The 17,781-nt window shown below is 52.2% G+C and carries 13 protein-coding genes and 5 pseudogenes; 11 read left to right on the forward strand and 7 right to left on the reverse strand.

What is annotated here, in order from left to right; translation table 11 throughout:
• Positions 1-8: 8 nt before the first annotated feature.
• The 3 genes and pseudogenes from F475_RS24150 to F475_RS24160 form a co-directional block, all read right to left on the reverse strand.
• The gene (locus F475_RS24150; RefSeq protein WP_064616690.1) at positions 9-803 is read right to left on the reverse strand and encodes an SDR family oxidoreductase; all 795 of its coding nucleotides are present in this window, start codon (positions 801-803) and stop codon (positions 9-11) included.
• A 197-nt stretch (positions 804-1,000) separates the two neighbouring features.
• Positions 1,001-1,336, reverse strand: coding sequence for a helix-hairpin-helix domain-containing protein (locus tag F475_RS24155; protein WP_064616688.1), 336 nt, complete (start codon positions 1,334-1,336; stop codon positions 1,001-1,003).
• 198 nt (positions 1,337-1,534) lie between these two features.
• Positions 1,535-2,147: pseudogene (locus tag F475_RS24160) on the reverse strand (polysaccharide biosynthesis protein); the annotation flags it as partial.
• Positions 2,148-2,383: 236 nt separating this feature from the next.
• Here F475_RS24160 and F475_RS31185 point away from each other — a divergent pair.
• From F475_RS31185 to F475_RS24180, 4 genes and pseudogenes are all read left to right on the forward strand, one after another.
• Entirely contained in the window at positions 2,384-2,935 is a 552-nt protein-coding gene (locus tag F475_RS31185; RefSeq protein ID WP_371924416.1) for an SDR family NAD(P)-dependent oxidoreductase, read from the forward strand.
• Between the two features lie 118 nt (positions 2,936-3,053).
• On the forward strand, positions 3,054-4,676 hold the full coding sequence (locus tag F475_RS24170) for a hypothetical protein (RefSeq protein ID WP_111454880.1): 1,623 nt from the start codon (positions 3,054-3,056) through the stop codon (positions 4,674-4,676).
• Positions 4,673-5,602 carry an NAD(P)-dependent oxidoreductase gene (locus tag F475_RS24175; protein ID WP_111454881.1) on the forward strand — a complete coding sequence of 310 codons (930 nt, stop codon included), beginning with the start codon at positions 4,673-4,675 and terminating at the stop codon, positions 5,600-5,602. Before F475_RS24170 ends, F475_RS24175 begins: the two co-directional genes overlap by 4 nt.
• Before the next feature lie 48 nt (positions 5,603-5,650).
• A pseudogene (locus tag F475_RS24180) lies at positions 5,651-6,004 on the forward strand (transposase domain-containing protein); the annotation flags it as partial.
• Between the two features lie 186 nt (positions 6,005-6,190).
• Here the strand turns inward: F475_RS24180 and F475_RS24185 are convergent.
• The gene (locus F475_RS24185) at positions 6,191-7,279 is read right to left on the reverse strand and encodes an acyltransferase (protein ID WP_086944648.1); all 1,089 of its coding nucleotides are present in this window, start codon (positions 7,277-7,279) and stop codon (positions 6,191-6,193) included.
• A 601-nt stretch (positions 7,280-7,880) separates the two neighbouring features.
• Positions 7,881-8,051: pseudogene (tnpB, locus tag F475_RS24190) on the reverse strand (IS66 family insertion sequence element accessory protein TnpB); the annotation flags it as partial.
• A gap of 614 nt (positions 8,052-8,665) precedes the next feature.
• Between tnpB and F475_RS24195 the strand changes: the two are divergent.
• From F475_RS24195 to F475_RS24225, 7 genes are all read left to right on the forward strand, one after another.
• Positions 8,666-10,108: a UbiA family prenyltransferase gene (locus F475_RS24195; protein WP_256597239.1), complete on the forward strand. Its 1,443-nt coding sequence runs from the start codon at positions 8,666-8,668 to the stop codon at positions 10,106-10,108.
• Positions 10,105-11,418 carry an FAD-binding oxidoreductase gene (locus F475_RS24200; protein WP_111454882.1) on the forward strand — a complete coding sequence of 438 codons (1,314 nt, stop codon included), beginning with the start codon at positions 10,105-10,107 and terminating at the stop codon, positions 11,416-11,418. Before F475_RS24195 ends, F475_RS24200 begins: the two co-directional genes overlap by 4 nt.
• Positions 11,415-12,155 (forward strand): SDR family oxidoreductase, encoded by a 741-nt coding sequence (locus F475_RS24205; RefSeq protein WP_086944646.1) that lies wholly within the window; start codon positions 11,415-11,417, stop codon positions 12,153-12,155. Before F475_RS24200 ends, F475_RS24205 begins: the two co-directional genes overlap by 4 nt.
• A gap of 189 nt (positions 12,156-12,344) precedes the next feature.
• Positions 12,345-14,276, forward strand: coding sequence for a glycosyltransferase family 39 protein (locus tag F475_RS24210; protein WP_111454883.1), 1,932 nt, complete (start codon positions 12,345-12,347; stop codon positions 14,274-14,276).
• Positions 14,273-15,223 carry an NAD(P)-dependent oxidoreductase gene (locus F475_RS24215; RefSeq protein WP_086944644.1) on the forward strand — a complete coding sequence of 317 codons (951 nt, stop codon included), beginning with the start codon at positions 14,273-14,275 and terminating at the stop codon, positions 15,221-15,223. The genes F475_RS24210 and F475_RS24215 overlap by 4 nt, the downstream gene beginning before the upstream one ends.
• A gap of 2 nt (positions 15,224-15,225) precedes the next feature.
• Entirely contained in the window at positions 15,226-16,512 is a 1,287-nt protein-coding gene (locus tag F475_RS24220; RefSeq protein ID WP_111454884.1) for an NAD(P)/FAD-dependent oxidoreductase, read from the forward strand.
• Complete coding sequence (locus F475_RS24225; protein WP_111454885.1) at positions 16,509-16,907, forward strand: GtrA family protein; 399 nt, start codon at positions 16,509-16,511, stop codon at positions 16,905-16,907. Before F475_RS24220 ends, F475_RS24225 begins: the two co-directional genes overlap by 4 nt.
• A gap of 169 nt (positions 16,908-17,076) precedes the next feature.
• Here the strand turns inward: F475_RS24225 and F475_RS24230 are convergent.
• Together F475_RS24230 and F475_RS24235 are read right to left on the reverse strand one after the other, a co-directional pair.
• A pseudogene (locus tag F475_RS24230) lies at positions 17,077-17,196 on the reverse strand (IS5/IS1182 family transposase); the annotation flags it as partial.
• A gap of 51 nt (positions 17,197-17,247) precedes the next feature.
• Positions 17,248-17,485, reverse strand: a pseudogene (locus tag F475_RS24235) (transposase); the annotation flags it as partial.
• Between the last annotated feature and the right edge of the window lie 296 nt (positions 17,486-17,781).

The raw sequence follows: 17,781 nt of genomic DNA on the forward strand, positions 1-17,781 counted from the left end.
ATGGCGCCTCACTTGTAACGCGCCGCTGCCATGCTTCTGGACAGATTCGGCGCCATCGCATGACGCGCCGCCATAAAAGCTTCCCACTCGGAGACATTCGGTAACGAAGGAATGGTGATCAGTTCACCCTGATCCAGACCCGACAGCGCCGCGTCGACCATCTCCCCTGCGTCCATGATCATGTCCTCCGGAATCTGGGACGCATCAATACCTGAGCGCTCCAAAATCTCGGTGCGTGTCACTCCCGGCAATACCGCTTGCACTTGGACCCCGGTGCCTTGCAGCTCAGCGTTCAACGACTGAGTCAGGCTCAATACATAAGCCTTGCTCGCGCTGTACGTCGCATTGAACCGCTCAGGAAACAACGCCACCACCGAGGCAATATTGATGATCGAGCCGCGCCCAGCCTTGGCAAAACTGGCAGCTGCAGCCGATGCCAGACGTGTGACTGTTGTAACGTTCAGCTGGATCAGCCGTTCCAGTTGCTCCATGTCTGCGTTTGCCAACAAACCATCGGCAGCTACGCCCGCGTTGTTGAGCAACAGGCTGATACTCGAATCACTGCGAAGCCGTTGCTCCACCTTCAGCACATCATCCCGTTGTGTGAGATCTGCCTTGAGCACCTCCACCTTAATGCCATGCTCGGCGCGCAACGTGCTCGCCGCAGCTTCCAGCCGCTGCTCGTCACGAGCAACCAGCAACAAATCAAAACCACGAGCTGCCAAACGCTCAGCGTAAATTGCACCGATACCGGAGGATGCTCCGGTGACGAGGGCTGTACCTTGGGTCTGGGGAGTGTTCATGAGCGAGCTCCTGAGGATGCGATAGAGAGATGAGCGCCTGGGCGCATCGGCAAATAGGAGAATTATTATAGGCATAATCTTAAGACGATATGATAGCCGTAATTTTTCTGACTCCGATGAAAGGCACGCCACCTCGCTTTACGCCACAATGCAAAAAAGCCGGTCAATGACCGGCCTCTCAGCGTTGATCTTGAAGCTTAGTTCACTTCCAGCTTCTCGCGATTCTTATCCAGGATCGCTTTACCGATGCCTTTCACTTCCAGCAATTCGTCAACGGACGAAAATGGACCATTACTGTCACGATAAGCAACAATCGCCTTGGCCTTGGCTTCCCCGATACCGGACAGCTCACGCTGCAGGGTGGGTGCATCAGCGCCATTAAGATCGACTTTTCCTGTTTGCGCTTTAGGGGAAACTTCCTGCACCAAAGGTGCATTGCCTGTCTCAGGCTTCACCGCAGGCGCGGCTATTGCAGCAATAGAGGCGCTGGTGAGCAGGGCAAAAACCAGGGAGTAGAAATAGCCAGTACGCATAAATGAAGCTCCATGACATCGATTGAGAAAGCAGCTTTTCCGAAGCTGCCTCCCAAACTTAGGCGCTGTCTGGAGCCTGTCAAAAATGTGTCAGTTACAGGATGTGAAATAATCAGGGATCGAGGCGGCGCTGCTGGTAGCTTCAGTCAACGATATCGCCATCAGGGGCGTAGCCGCTGACGGTTTCGCGCAGGATCTGGCGGACGCGAGCGTAATCGTCATGATCATCGGATGTTGGGTCGCTGCCACGTTGTCGCGCTCGACCATCGGGACGTGTTTATAAGCGGCAGCGTGGTAGACGGCCTCCACACCCCAGGTTTTCATCACATCCAGAAGTTTGTCCCGGTGGCGGATGGAACCGAGAATCGGCAACAATTTGACCGAAACCGACTTACGACAAGCGCGCTGCTCCAGTTCCGAGAGGATGCTGTATAGATTGAATTCGCTATGTTCGAACAACAGAAGCGTCGTTGGGCCAAGCGAGAAGATCTGCCGACAACGCTCTACGCCGATCGATCCGCCAGCGGGTTTGTAGACTTGCAACCAGGCAATCGAACGATCCGCGATGCTCGGATCATCATCGATAAAAGCCACGGGACGCAAGACTCGGCCCATGCGAAGTGCTGCAACCAGCTGATTGCCGGCTACGCCTGCACCGTAGATGGCGACTTTGGTGAGGCGATCATCCGGTTGGCGAACGGTACATGCTGCGCGGCGGCGAACCAGTCTCCCATGAAATATTGACGCATGCACAGGCGCAGACCGCCGATGATGACGAGGCTTAGCACCAGTAGTTAAAGACTATTGAGCGGAATAAAGGACTCCGCAATGAAAAATACTCACCGTCTATGGTTATGCCATAAGGTCTATCCGGGTGCGTTTCATTGGCACTGGATCCATGACGACAAGCCCTCTCTATGGTAACGTGCCCCGCAAAACTTAGTGTGGATGGTTGGCTAGCCATCACAGGAGCAACTATATCGCCTCCTGCGGCTTCCATCGACCTAACAAACTGATTTGTTAGTCCAGCATTCAAGGACAGTTCTCGTGCCCCTCCCCCTCGTGGTTGACCTCGACGGAACGTTGTTGCGTTCGGACCTATTAGTAGAAACCGGCATGGCATTTATCCGTCGCCATCCATTTCAGCTCTATAAAACGGTAGGTTGGCTGGCGCAAGGTAAAACTATGCTTGAGTCGCAACTGGCTTCTGCAACCGATATATATGTTAATGTTTTACTTTACAGCGCTGTTTCTGTCGTCGCGTTACTCACGTTGCTGGGCAATCAATTTGAAATTCAAAGACATGGCTCATTGGCGGTCATTTCTTCGGTAGCTGGCGACAGGGGCAGACCCTCCAACTGTTTATACGGCACAGCAAAAGCTGCCGTTTCCACATTCTGCGAGGGTTTGCGCGCAAGACTTTTCAAAGTCGGCGTTTCGGTGACTACCATCAAACTCGGTTTTGTTCAAACACCTATGACCAAGGGGCTCAACCTGCCTCCCCTGCTGATAGCACAACCTGAAAAGGTAGCACTTAGTATTGTCAAAGCGGTGCAAATAAAACCAACACGCTGTACACCCCAACATTCTGGGCACTGATAATGCTTATTATCAAACATTTACCAAATTTTATATTCAAGCGGATAAATCTATAGTCAGATTTACTGCAAGTGATAAAACTTTATACATCCAGCCTCATCGACAACAGGGCTCTTCAATGTCAGCTTTAAATACCCTAGGAAATCTGCTTCAAAGGCATTTATTACTAATTGCCCTAGCCATTGTCATTCTGTTGAACCTGTACTACCTGAAGACGTACCCTATCAACATTGCTGCCTTTGACTATCCAAATTATGCTCAGATGATTTTCTCCAGCGTATCCAATCTTATCCACGCCAGTGGATATACTTTGGCCGCACGTTTCGCACTCGATTTTGCTGGCGTACCCAACGGAATAGACATCTATAATGTTAAATGGCTGCGACACTTACAGCACATTCATTTTTACTTCCACGTGTTCGCCATCGCAATTAGCACATTCATGTGCAATAAAGTATTTGGTAAAATCTCAGCCACACTTATGTGCCTAGCGTGGGGTGGCAGTCTGTTTTTCATGGGTGGGGTCAATTCCATCGGACCGGACTGGCTACAAGGAGACTTTCTTGCCATCGCACTGCTGACTGCTCTCTGGGCGTTCGATGTAAAAAATAATGCAAAAATAATTTTGTATATACTGTCCGCAGTTATTCTTACGGTTGCCTACCTTGTAAAGTTCAACTCCTTGGTAATCGCCCCTGTCATTGCGATGTTAGTAATTTTTGACAGCAAGGACTGGACTTGGAAAATCGCGACAGCCATCGTCAGCCTATCGGCGAGCACCATAATTATATTTGTATTTGTCGAAACCTTTCACTACCCGACGACCAATTCACGGCAACTGAGTTACGATCATGCTTGGGTTCTAATTGACGCAATACCAAACGACTACATCACTCAGGAACCAAATAAGCTGGGAATCAACAGTTTGAGGTGGCGGGCCCTTGGCGCAATTTTACCACCGGAATATTTCAGGGCTGCAGCCTATCAAGATGTTGATTGGGGCGCACCAAAAGAAGTAAGAGCGCCCTACCTCGCACAATATAATTATCTGATGAACGCATCGCGCTCGGAGTTGATTGATTTCACGACCAAGCACCCACTGCCTGAAACATTTAATATTCATGTTTCGGCCATTCCCGGCTATTACTATATCGGGCTTCCGCAAACGGACGCCCTAAGTATAGCCGTGTATAAAGAATCGGTGCTGGCGATACCCGCGGCCTACATCGCGAAATTGATCAAGGGTTGGTTAGCTTTTTTCATCGAAAAACCGTTCCAACTCACACCTTTAAAATCAAATAGCTTGTATCTGATTATTGGTGACAATATTCAAGCGGATGGCAGCGTTAAACTGACCCCTCCTCCGGACGCTATACCTCAACACATGCCGTACTGGAATCCTGCCGAGAAAGCACAATACCAAGGCATGGTGTTTTTTGGTTGGATGAATTTCCTGACTCCGCCACCTTGGGTCTATGCCTTGCTGGCGTTCGTCTCATGTATCGCTATATCTAAAACACAAAACATCAGAAAAGCCTTTCAGGCAAGCTTGTTAGTATTGTCTACAGCATTACTGGTTAGTTCTTCGTTGATGCTACTGTCTGTTCGATCCAAGGAAATGCTTGCACTGTTGCCCATAGTAAGTATCTTTCTCAGTTTTGGCTTTTCTAGCTGCATCAATTACTGCCTGAAACGAAGATCCAACTTAAGCATGCTGGGCTTAAATGGAGAGCCAAAATGAAAATAATTCTTCCAGGCGGAGCAGGTTTGGTCGGGCAAAATTTGGTGGCACGTTTAAAAAGCCGCGGATACACTGACATCGTGGTGCTCGACAAACACCGAACGAACCTCGCCATATTAAAGTCTGTTCACCCAGAACTGACTATTGAGTATGCGGACCTTTCAAAAAAAGGTAGTTGGAGCGAACACTTTGTTGGCTCGGCAGTGGTCGTCATGCTACAAGCTCAAATCGGTGGCAATATCTATCAAGAATTCGTACAAAACAATGTGATTTCAACACGCCTAATACTGGACTTGATAAAAGCCAATCCGAACATGCACCTTGTTCACATTAGCTCGTCTGTACTGGAATCTAAAGCCGACGACTTCTATACGCAAACAAAGCGTGAACAAGAAGAATTGGTATTAGCCAGCAATATTTCCTGCCCGATTCTTCGACCCACCCTTATGTATGGCTGGTTTGACCGCAAGCACCTCGGCTGGCTTGCCCGCTTCATGAAAAAAACGCCAGTGTACCCAATCCCCGGCGACGGTAAGTTTATGCGCCAGCCTCTTTACGCCGGTGACTTCTCCAACATCATTATCAATTGTATCGAGCAGCAAGAAAAACAAGGTATTTTCAATATTTCCGGACATGAAAAAATTGATTACATTGATATCATCCGCGAAATAAAACGAGTGACTCACTCGAAAACAAAAATCGTGAAAATACCCTATACTCTTTTTTATGCCTTGCTTTGGATGTGGGCACTCGTTGATAAAAACCCGCCCTTTACAACGCAACAGTTAGCGGCCCTGAGTACAAGAGATGAGTTTGAAGTCATCGACTGGCCTTCAATCTTTGGGGTTCCCTACACCCCCTTTGCCATCGCCATAGACGAAACATTTAATAATCCAACTTATAGCAATATTGTGCTGGAATTTTAATGATGGGACAGCGAATCGCCGTATTAGGCGCAGGACCAATGGGATTGGCAGGTCACTTCGCAAAGCGCACTGGGCAAGGCCGTTAATTATCTGGCAAGCATCTGGAGCCGGCTGGAGCGTTACGTGGAGGCAGTTTTTTTACCGATCGACTACAACAGAGCCGAGCGCGCAATAAAACTGTTTGTCATAGGGCGCAAGGCATTGCGGTTCAGCGATACGCCCAAAGGCGTCACCGCCACCGCCATTGCTCAGATTTACAACTTGGTCGAGACCGCCAAGGTCAACGGCCAAGAGCCCTATACGTGGCAGCGCCACGTACTTGAGCGGTTGCCGCATGCATCCACGGTAGAAGACTACGAAGCGTTGTTGCCGTGGAACTGCTCACCGGAAATGCCAAGGTAAACCAAGGCCTCACCTTGCGGTGGGCGGAGTTTATGGATCTGTTACGAAGTAGCTGATCCATAAACCGGGCATTATGAAACCCTGGGGGGGGGTAGGATCGTCAGGCGTCTGCGCTGTCGCGGCAGCCCCCTTTAGCTCTTCATAGGTGACCTGAGTGACTGTTACATCATAAATACATACACTTGCTCAAGCCCCTGAATTGAGCTTTTCACCCACAACAGGATTGAATGCCGAATAGGCATCAACACCATTCGATACAGACCTGACTTTATTTTTTGGCTTGAATTTGAGAACCCTTTTCTCTACCAAATGCCAAGAGCTGTATCCCAAAATCAGAGTAATGACCACTGTAACAACAAGATAGGTTGAATAGGCAATACCAGGGAATTTTAGCAAAACAAACTGCTGAACCGGAAAAGCATAGATATAAACACCGTAAGAGCAGTCACCCACTTTATTAACCAAACTCCCCAACCAACTTTTGGAAAGTCCATATGCCAAAACAACATACGGTAACGTAAGCCATAACAGGGCTTTCGAAAACGATAAATACGGAGCCAGAAGAAGGGTAATCATCACCATGACAGTTACGCCGGAGAGACTGAACCACCGTTCGAGCCCCCACTTCGCATAACATGCCCCAATCATGAAATAGATGCCTATTAACGGAATATTTCTTACATCAGTACCGTGAACCACCAGCAAAGGCGCATCTCGCCAGCACCAAAAAACTACAATCAGCGCAAACAATGCTGCGGTAACTGTGTATGCAAGACGACCGCCTTTGAATAGAAGCCCAAGCGCCACCACGACCAAATACATGAAAAATTCAATAGGCAAACTCCATAGAGGACCATTGATCACATTGGCAACTCTGGAGTGCTCCAGCACGCCCGGCAAATAAAATACCGGACTTAAAATTATGTTCTTCAAGTACATAATAAATGCCAGATCCGAGAAGTACTGCTTGACTGTCAACGTCGAAAAAACCGGACCAAGAAGAAACGAAGTTAGCACCACAACAACAATCAGGGCTGGAAATATTCGCAGCGATCGTTTAACTAAAAAGCTAATGACCGAAGGATCAAAACTCCAACTTTTCGAAATCAAATAACCACTAATTATAAAAAATATTGCGATCCCGAGCCCACCATAGGAATCAATACCGATAAAAATCTCCGGAGTATTACCGTAAATATCGAATGAATGTGCATATAGAACCATCAGCGCGGCAACCAACCGTAACAAGTTCAAGTTATTATCCTTGTGCAGCATGTATTTCCGCCCTGATTTTAATTACAGATGATAAGAAATTTCTATTCTTGCAACAGCTCATTGGTCGCGCAGGGTAATACCCAGCGCTTCGTCAGGCCCTGGGCAAATGTCTTCGCTGGAGGACTGGATCACACGTATTCCCGTGCCATCATTGATGACGCGGTGAGGATGATACAACGCTACTTGGTCCTCTTGCAGCTCAATCAGCCTTTGCACCTTCCAGATGCTAACTGGAGCGCGCCGCTTTTGAAGGCGCTTGTGCTGCTCTGCCAAGACGTCGTTGCGATAAAGCGTGTCGGGGAGGTCAGGAGCGTAGGAGTTCCTGAGCCTTGGATCGCTCGTCGCCTGTCGCTTCGGATCCGGCAGGTCTCGGTATTGCGAGCTTCGAGGAGCTCACACTATCGTGGCACAGGTCGCGCCCGGCGCTGCTGAGAGACGCCGTCGTTTATTCGTATGCAATCCACGAAGTACACCTACCGCCAGATGTGCTTCCCGTTTACCGTGACAAAGACTTCGAGGCCTTGCTGCCGCGGAACTACACGCCGAAAATTCCAAGATAGCCATAGATCCCCACCTTTAAAATATGGGGTTAATGGAGCGCTTACGATACGTTCAGCTCTTGTACGGTCAGCACGATCACCTCATCCGTGATGTCGGGCGAGGTTTTGAACCATTCAGACTCCAGGCGCTTAAGCCAAAGGCAAAACCCGTTGCGCTCCCAATAAAGGATTTTCACTAGATTACGAGGGCGATTCAGAAAGACGAAAAGTACGGGGTCAAATACCTGTCAAAAATGTGTCCGCTACAGGATATGAAACAATCAGGGCTCGAGTCGAAGTTGCTGGTAGATTCAGTCAACGATATCGCCATCGGGGGATGTTGCCACTGACGGCTTCGCGTAGGACCTGTCGAGCGCGGGTGTAATCGTCCAACCGCGCCGAGCGTTCGCCTTCCTGTCGTAAACCGGAGTTGCGAGCGAATGCCACTGACCTTGCGCGGCGGGGCGGAAAGATCAAATTCAGCAATTGCGAGAAGCGGATCGGTGCCCGGAATCGACTCCAAGGCGAGCGGAGTGATCTACGGAGAGAACGGTGAAAAATGGATGATTCTCGGGGGTTACTGACGCACCTCACTCTTTGTGCGGGGATCGAATCAAGTTGACCAGGTCAGGGATCGGCTGCGTTACGACTCTGTGATCACCCTCATCACCGCATGCCCTGTCAGTCAATTTATTAGCCACTTCCCGTGAATCCATGTGTCAACCGTGGTACCATTTCGCGCAAATTAAAGCCTGATGGCCTTTTAGTAGCCCTTGCTAAGATCTCCATTGCTTTCCTGATCTTATTTTGTTTTTGTTTGAGTCGCCAATATTCAGGAAGAGCTCTTGTGACTGTCCAAATTACATCTCCCACTATTCCGCTTATTGTCGATCTCGACGGTACCCTGCTGCGCTCCGATCTGCTGCTGGAAACAGGTATGGCTTTTGTTCGGCATAAGCCATTGAGCCTGTTTAAACCCTTTATTTGGTTGACCAAAGGCAAGGAGGCTTTAAAGGAAGGCCTCGCCCATGCCACCCATATTGACGTCAGTGTCCTGCCTTTCGATCCTGCAGTCATTGAACTAATTGAAGTCGAGCGGCGTACCGGTCGGACCGTAGTGCTGGCGACAGCCAGCCATTACAGCCTGGCCGAACGCATTGCTGAACATCTTCAATTGTTTGACCTGGTGCTAGCCTCTGACAGCAAGCGAAACCTGTCGGCCCATCGTAAACGCGATCTGTTGGTCGAGCACTATAGTGAGCAGGGCTTTGATTACGTGGGTAACTCTCATGACGACGTCCCAGTTTGGGCGGTTGCCCGGAAGGCTTATGTGGTCAATCCGGAATCCGGTGTTGAGCGTGGCGCTCGGGCACAGGGCAATGTCGAACAGGTGATTCACTCCAATCCTTCCAGGGCGAAGGACTGGTTGAAGGCGTTGCGGCTGCACCAGTGGATGAAGAATGCGCTGATTTTCGTGCCTCTAATGGCGGCGCATCAACTGACCAACCCCATGCTCCTATGGCAGGGAGTATTGGCCTTTCTGTTTTTTGGACTATGTGCCTCTAGCGTCTATCTACTTAATGACTTGTTGGATCTCGCCGATGACCGGCATCATCACTCCAAACGACATCGTCCATTTGCCGCTGGACGATTGTCGATCAAGTCCGGGCTACAGCTCTTTCCCGTATTATTGGTTGGCGCTTTTTCCGGGGCTGCATGGCTTCTGCCTTGGGAGTTTTCCGGAACCCTCATTGCATATTACATATTAACTCTCGCCTATTCGCTGTCATTGAAACGACAGATGGCTATCGATGTGATCGCCCTGGCTGCGCTTTATACCCTGCGCATCATAGCTGGCGCGGCAGCATTCGGCTTGGAACTGACATTCTGGATTTTGGCGTTTTCGATGTTCATGTTCCTGAGCCTCGCACTAGTTAAGCGCTACGCGGAGCTGCGCGAAGCAAGGCGCAAGGGCGATACCGGGAAAACCCGTGGGCGAGGCTACTATCCCGCCGACCTGGAAATGATTTCCTCGCTGGGCGCGTCTTCCGGTTATCTAGCCGTAATGGTCTTGGCTCTATACATCCATGATCAGGCTACAACCGGGCTTTATGCCCACCCACAGGTGATCTGGCTAGCCTGCCCGCTGCTCTTGTTCTGGATCACTCGAGTGTGGATGCTCACTCATCGCGGGCAAATGCATGATGACCCTGTAGTGTTCGCCATCCGCGACCGCAGCAGTCTGGTCGTTGGCGCTTTGTTTGGGCTGGTGTTCTGGGTAGCAGCATGAGTCGTCCGCTGCACTCTTGGGGATGCTATCCCTATGCCCCGCAGACTGCACACGCTTGTAGCTGGCGTAGCGAAGTCGAGTCTCTGCGCGATGCGGTGGCCGCCACGCACGGGAGCACCCTGCCGTATGGCAACGGACGTAGTTATGGAGACAGCTGCCTAGCCGCGAGCGATCAAGTGTTGCACATGCGAGCTCTTAATCGCTTCATCCAGGTTGATTGGCAGCAGGGAACCGTACAAGCAGAGGCCGGTGTAACCCTCGCCGAGATCCTGGCAATTTCCATCCCGCAGGGCTGGTTCCTGTCAGTCACACCTGGCACCCAGTTTGCCACCCTCGGCGGGGCAATCGCTAACGATGTCCATGGCAAGAACCATCACCTGCGCGGCACCTTTGGCAACCATGTGCGGCGTTTGGGTTTATTGCGCCATAATGAAGGAGTGCTGACCTGCTCTCCTACCGAGCATCCCGAATTTTACACCTCTACTATTGGAGGTTTAGGTCTGACTGGGATTATCGTGTGGGCAGAAATTCAGCTTATCCCCATTCGCACCAGCCAGATCGACAGCACCGTAGTGCGTTTCGGCAATCTGGGCGAATTCTTCAGCCTGTCCGCCGAACTCGATCACCAGCATGAATACAGTGTCGCCTGGATCGACTGCCTGGCAAAAGGCACTCAGACCGGGCGGGGCGTATTCATCGTAGGTGACCACGCACGTTATGGTTCACTGGAAGTGGACGAGCGAGCGAAGTTGAGCATGCCGCTGACACCGCCAGTGTCTCTAATCAACAACCTGTCATTGCGAGCCTTCAATGATATGTATTGGAGGGTGCATCCTGCCCAGAGCACACGCAAACGCGGTGATTACGAGCCCTTCTTTTATCCGCTGGATCGCATACTGCACTGGAACCGTATCTACGGGCGCCGAGGTTTCCAGCAATACCAGTGCGTGATACCCGACGCAGTGGCCGAGGTAGTCATGCACGAGTTGCTGGAAGCCATTGCAGACTCTGGCCAAGGCTCGTTTCTCGCCGTGCTCAAACGCTGTGGCAACATCGCCTCGCCAGGCCTGCTGTCCTTCCCTCTCCCCGGCACCTCTCTAGCCTTGGACTTTCCGCAGAAGGCTGACTTGGTGCGGCTGTTTGCAAGGCTGGATGCCATCGTTCGCGAGAGTGGTGGTCGCCTGTATCCGGCCAAGGATGCCCACATGACCGGCGGCGATTTCCGCAAAGCATACCCCGCATGGGAACGACTGGAAGCACTGCGTGATCCCTCTCTGAATTCCCACTTCTGGAAACGAGTTACTGCATGAAACGAATTCTAATTATTGGTGCAACATCGGCCATTGCCGCTGCCTGTGCACGTCTATGGGCCGAACAAGGCAGCGAATTTTTTCTCGTGGCCCGTAACCTCGAAAAACTAGAACAAACCGCAGCCGACCTGAAAGGTCGAGGCGCCAAATCAGTAACACTTCACTGCATGGATGCCACCGACTTTGTAGCACACGGCGCAATGCTCGACAGTTGCCTAGCGACCTTACAGCAAATCGATATTGCGCTCATTGCGCACGGCACATTGCCCAATCAAAAAGTCTGCGAGCAGGACGTCGGCGTAGCGCTCCAGGAATTTGCCAACAATGGTACGTCGGTGATCGCCCTGCTAACGCTGCTGGCCAACCAATTTGAAACCCAGCGTTGTGGCACCTTGGCTGTGATTTCCTCGGTAGCTGGCGACCGCGGTCGTCCGTCCAACTACTTATACGGTACCGCCAAGGCTGCGGTTTCCACCTTTTGCGAAGGTCTACGAGCACGGCTGTACAAAGTCGGTGTACATGTCATCGACATCAGGCCCGGGTTTGTCGATACACCGATGACTCAAGGTCTATCATTACCTGCTGCACTGCTGGCCAAGCCTGAGCAGGTGGCCCAACGCATTGTAAAAGGTACCGACCGAAAAGTTGACGTCCTGTACGCCCCGGGATTCTGGGTATTAATCATGATGATAATTAAGTTAATTCCTGGCGCACTCTTCAAAAAAATGAATATGTGAAATCACTCACTTCCAGACGGGTGGGCAGTGCGAATGTTGTAGTTATGCTACAGGCGCAAATTGTTGCGCAATAACAATGTACCGCGCTTCTGGTCATTGATCATGATGGTCATCCGGAAGTTGCCGCAATTCATATTCAAAAAAAAAAAATTCTGATATTCAAACTTTTAGACGGGCTGGGGTGGATCCTTGAAGCTATTCAAGTTGGCAGATAATGAGCTGCTGATCGAGCGCAGTATCAAATGCATTGCCGTATTGACGGTGCTTTACGCGACCTATTTGGCGTTTCGCTTTTCGGGGCAGCCATTGCTCGAATTGTTCGGCTTTCGCCAGACCCAAACAGCGCTGACCTCCTTCTGGTTCATCAAGGAGGGTTTCAAGTTCGCCTACGAAACACCCGTCTCCGGCGCCCCCTGGTCAATCCCGTTTGAATTCCCGCTCTATCAGGCGCTGGTGGCGCTGATCAGCAAGTTCACGGGCATCGATCTGGGCAAGGTCGGCAGGATCGTTTCTTTCGTGTTCTTGGTGCTGTGCCTGCTGCCGGCTCGCTCAATCTGCCAGTCGTTGAAGCTAGCCCCGCGCAGCTTCTATATTTTCGCCGGTCTGCTGTTCTCCAGCCCTCTTTACCTGTTCTGGGGTCGCACCTTCATGATCGAGACGGTGGCGGTGTTCTTCGCCGTTGCCGCGATTAAGTATTTCCTCGATTTCCTGGCCGCAGGTCGCCACCGGGACGCGATTTATTTCACCACTCTGATTTCGCTTTCGATCCTGCAAAAAGCCACCACCGGCCTGCCGGTGCTGGCGGTAATGGCACTGGTATTCCTGGTCCACGAAATCCAGCGCAATGGGGGCCTGTTCAAGGCCATCAGTGCACGCAACATCACGCTGGGCATTCTGCTGTTCGCACTGCCCATCGTGTTCGGGGTTGCCTGGACCCACTACACTGACGTGCTCAAGAACCAGAATGAATTCGGCAGCGCCCTGACGTCCAGCGCACTCTCGACATGGAACTGGGGTACTTTGCCTCAACGCTTTTCCAAGCTGTTGTATGGCGAGGTCATCTGGTCACGCATCGTCAAGGGCAACCTGTCGGGCGTCTTCGGTATCGCAATCATCCTTTGCGCCCTGTTGATGGCTCGCGACACCAGAACTCGCCTAGTGGTGCTGATGAGCTGCGTCCTGGCATTGTTGCCCCTGTTCCTATTCACCAATCTTCATCTAGTCCATAGCTACTACCAGTCGGCCAGCGTCATTTTCATCATCTTCGCACTGGCTGTGGCGCTGTCCGAAGGCCTCGCTCATCCGCAGTCTCGCCTGTGGATATTGGGGCTGTTCGTAGCCTTGCTGGCCAATAACTACAGCACCTTCGCACAAGGGTACGGCGAAAACCTGCGGCAGAAGATTGACCTGAGCAACTCCAGAGACCTGCTGGTGGCTGACACGCTGAAGCACAACATGAAGGAAGGCGAGGCATTTACCCTGTACGGCAACGACTGGAGTTCGTCGATCGTCTACTACGCACAACACAAGTCATTCACCATTGCCAACAGCTTCAAGGATCTGGACAAGACCATCGAATCCCCCGAGACCTTCCTGGGTGGCGCGCCCCTGGGCGCGGTAGTCGCGTGCCCGCCGGTTGAGAAGCCCAGCCTTGGCCAATTGGTTAACCAGCAACACAAAGACGGTCAGTGGAAGGTCGCCGAAGTATCAGGCTGCTACATCAGCCTGCCACAGACGAACGTGGGCCTGGACCTACCGAAGGCCCCAGCGCAATGCATTGGTAGCCTTGACTTCGCGAACCCGACCACGCAGAAGCTCGCAGGCGCCATTGAAGCCAAGGGCTGGACCGTCGTGGATGCGGCCCGCAACCAGCTGCCGTCACAGGTCTACATCACCCTCACCGATGCCCACCAGAACGTGCGTTACTATGATGCGACCCAGTACGCACGCCCTGATGTAAACGACTTCTTCAAAAAATCCGACCTCGGCAACGCCGGCTTCGGCCGCGTTATAGACACCCGCGACCTCAAGGGCAGCTATGCCGTTGGCGTGGCCCGCGTGGTAGGCAAGGAACTGCAGTTGTGCCAATTTCGCAAAGACATTCAGGTTAACCCGCAATGACCGCTATTAATCTTGATGAACGTATCATCCTGCCCGGCGGTGCCGGGCTGGTCGGACAGAATCTGGTAGCTCGCCTCAAAGCCAAGGGCTACAGCAATATCGTGGTCATCGACAAGCACCGCGAAAACCTGGAGATCCTCAAGCGCGTGCAGCCTGACGTGATCACTATTTTTGGTGACCTGTCCATGCCCGGCGAATGGCAACAGGCCTTCGCCGGTGCCAATGTGGTCGTCATGCTGCAGGCACAGATCGGCGGTATTGACTATCAGGAATTCGTCAAGAACAACGTTGATGCCACCCGCCTGATTCTTGAACAGATCAAACTGCACAGCATCGACTATCTGGTGCACATCAGCTCTTCGGTGGTCGAATCGGTGGCCGACGACTTCTACACAAAAAGCAAAATAGACCAGGAAAAGATGGTGCTGGAAAGTGGCATCCCCTGCCCGGTGCTGCGCCCGACGCTCATGTTTGGCTGGTTTGACCGCAAACACCTGGGCTGGCTGTCGCGCTTCATGAAGAAGGTTCCGGTCTTCCCTATTCCTGGTCATGGCCGCTACATGCGCCAGCCGTTGTACGTGGGCGATTTTTGCAATGTCATCATCAGCTGCATACAAAACCGTGTGCGCGACGGCATCTATAACGTATCGGGGCACGAAAAAGTCGACTACATCGATATCATTCGCGAAATCAAGCGTGCCACCGGCGCCAAGGCCGTGATCGCATGCATTCCCTACGGCCTGTTCTACAGCCTGATCTGGACATGGAGCCTGTTCGACAAGAACCCACCCTTCACCACCCAACAGCTGGCTGCACTCAGCGCCAAGGACGAATTCGAGGTCAATGACTGGCCCGGCACCTTCGGCGTGACCTACACGCCGTTTGCCAAGGCGATACAGGAAACCTTCAACGACCCCACTTACAGCAAAGTGGTTCTGGAGTTTTGACGATGGGACAAAGAGTTGCCGTGCTGGGCGCTGGCCCCATGGGCCTGGCAGTGGCCTACCAGTTGGCCAGGGACGGGCATAAACCCGTGGTATTCGAGGCGGATGACCGTGTGGGTGGAATGACCGCGGCGTTCGATTTCTCGGGCACCACCATCGAGCGCTACTACCACTTCCATTGCATTTCTGACCACGCCTTCCTGAAGGTACTGGACGAGTTGGGCTTGGCCTCGAAAATGCGCTGGGTCGAAACCAAAATGGGCTATTGGTATCAAAACCGCTTGCAACCTTGGGGTAACCCCATTGCTCTGCTCAAGTTCAAGGGCCTAAGTCTGACAGCCAAAGTCCGTTATGGCCTACACGCATTCCTGTCCACCAAGAGAAATGACTGGAAGCCTCTGGACAACGTCGAAGCCACGGGCTGGATCAAGCGCTGGGTCGGGGCCGAGGCCTGGGAAGTGCTATGGAAGCGCCTGTTCGACTACAAGTTTTACCATTACACCGATAACCTATCGGCAGCCTGGATCTGGAGCCGCATCCGCCGCATCGGCCGCTCGCGCTATAGCCTGTTCCGCGAAAAACTCGGCTACCTGGATGGCGGTTCTGACACCCTGCTGCAAGCGCTGAAGGCCGACATCGAAAAACACGGCGGGATCATTTGCCTGAAGTCGCCGGTCAACCGCGTGATCATCGAACACGGCAAGGTTCAGGGTGTGGTCTGCGGGGAAGAAATCCAGCGCTTCGACAAGGTCATCAGCACCGTGCCCCTGCCCTATGTGCCCTCCCTGATGCCGGACCTGCCACAGGATATTCTCGCGCGCTTCGCAGCCCTCAAGAACGTTGCGGTGGTCTGCGTGATCGCCAAGCTGCGCAAGCCTCTGACCGAGAACTTCTGGCTCAATACCAACGACCCCGAGATGGATATCCCCGGACTTGTCGAATACACCAACCTGCGCCCAATGAACGAACACATTGTCTATGTGCCGTTCTACATGCCTGGTGAACATCCTAAGTTCGCCGAACCGGACCAGGCTTTCCTCGACAAGGTGCGTCGCTACTTAAAGAAGATCAACCCGACGCTGAACGATGAGGACTTCATCGATATCCGCGCCAGCCGCTATCGGCATGCGCAGCCCATTTGCGACCCGGGCTATCTGGACCGGCTGCCGCCGGTTTCGCTGCCAGTGCAAGGCTTGTGGGTAGCCGATACCTCCTACTACTATCCCGAGGATCGCGGTATTTCCGAGAGCATCGATTTCGGTAGAAACATGGCAAGGGATGCAGTTAAGTGAAACAGCTGCTTAATCGACAGTTCCTTGCCTTTCTGGTGACGGGGGGTAGTGCAGCTGCTGTCAACTTCTTCTCGAGGATTCTTTATAACCAATGGCTGAGCTTTTCAGTCTCGATCGGGCTCGCCTACCTGACCGGCATGATCACCGCCTTTGTACTGGCACGAATGTTTGTCTTTACCGAAAGCCAACAGCCCATCCATCACTCGGCAATGTTCTTTGTACTGGTCAACCTGGTTGCGGTCGTACAGACATGGATCATCAGTATTGGCCTGGCATCGTACATCCTGCCTGCAATGGGCATGGAGTCCTTCAAGCATGAAATAGCGCACGCAGTCGGCGTGGCTGTGCCGGTGTTTACCAGCTACTTCGGCCACAAGCGCTGGTCATTTCGCTGAAATCGCACGTAGAGGAGCCCGGACCACACGGCCCGGGCTCCGGCAATTAGCCGCCTTGGGCGGCGCCCATGGCACCTTCAACAATGCATGCCCATAAGCGGGCAATTTTAATGTGAATTGGTCTATGGGGTGTTAGAGGTAGCGCTTGACGCCCCACGAGACCGCGTAACTCGCTGATCGAGAACCCGTTCTGCAACAGATGAATGCGCAGCATGCTCTCCAACGGATAGGGTTTGCGACCACCGCCTGCCTTCGGGTAATACGTTCGTATCAACCTCTTCAGACCGCTTGCAGCTCCTGCACTGTGCTGGTGGGCTTTGACATAGCTGCCATCGATTTAAACCCACTCCATATCAGGATCAGTCACAAGCGTTTGAACCACATTGAGCCGCTTGTTTGTAGACCCTGCTCCAGCCGCCGAATGCTTCGGGCAAGTCACTCCAGGGACAGCCTGTGCGCATGCAATACAACATGCCTTCGACCGTTATCCGTAGATCACGCTTGTTGTAGCTGGTCTTGTGCAGCAGAATTTCCCGCCGCTTCGACCAGTGCTCATCGCTGAGCATCAATCGGGGCATTGCAAGCTCGCACTGTCCGAGAGCTATTACAATGCAATTTTACATTTATAATTCAATGAGTTAGGACGAGAAGAAGATAGGCCTTAGGCTTTCCATGTATCGCAAAAGTCGATGGTGGTATCAACGCTCTAATCCTCCAGTACCGACCCAAAGGCACGCACTTGTCGGTTCGCAACCGGGAGACACGAACGACATTGCCTAGCAATGAACGAGGGGGCCACTAAAAAGCTTCGACTTCAAATGCCCACTCAGGTCATGGGTGAGGTGATGCAAGGCGTCATGCCATGCAGCATAAT

This window comes from Pseudomonas sp. URMO17WK12:I6 (assembly GCF_003253625.1).
Lineage (GTDB): Bacteria > Pseudomonadota > Gammaproteobacteria > Pseudomonadales > Pseudomonadaceae > Aquipseudomonas.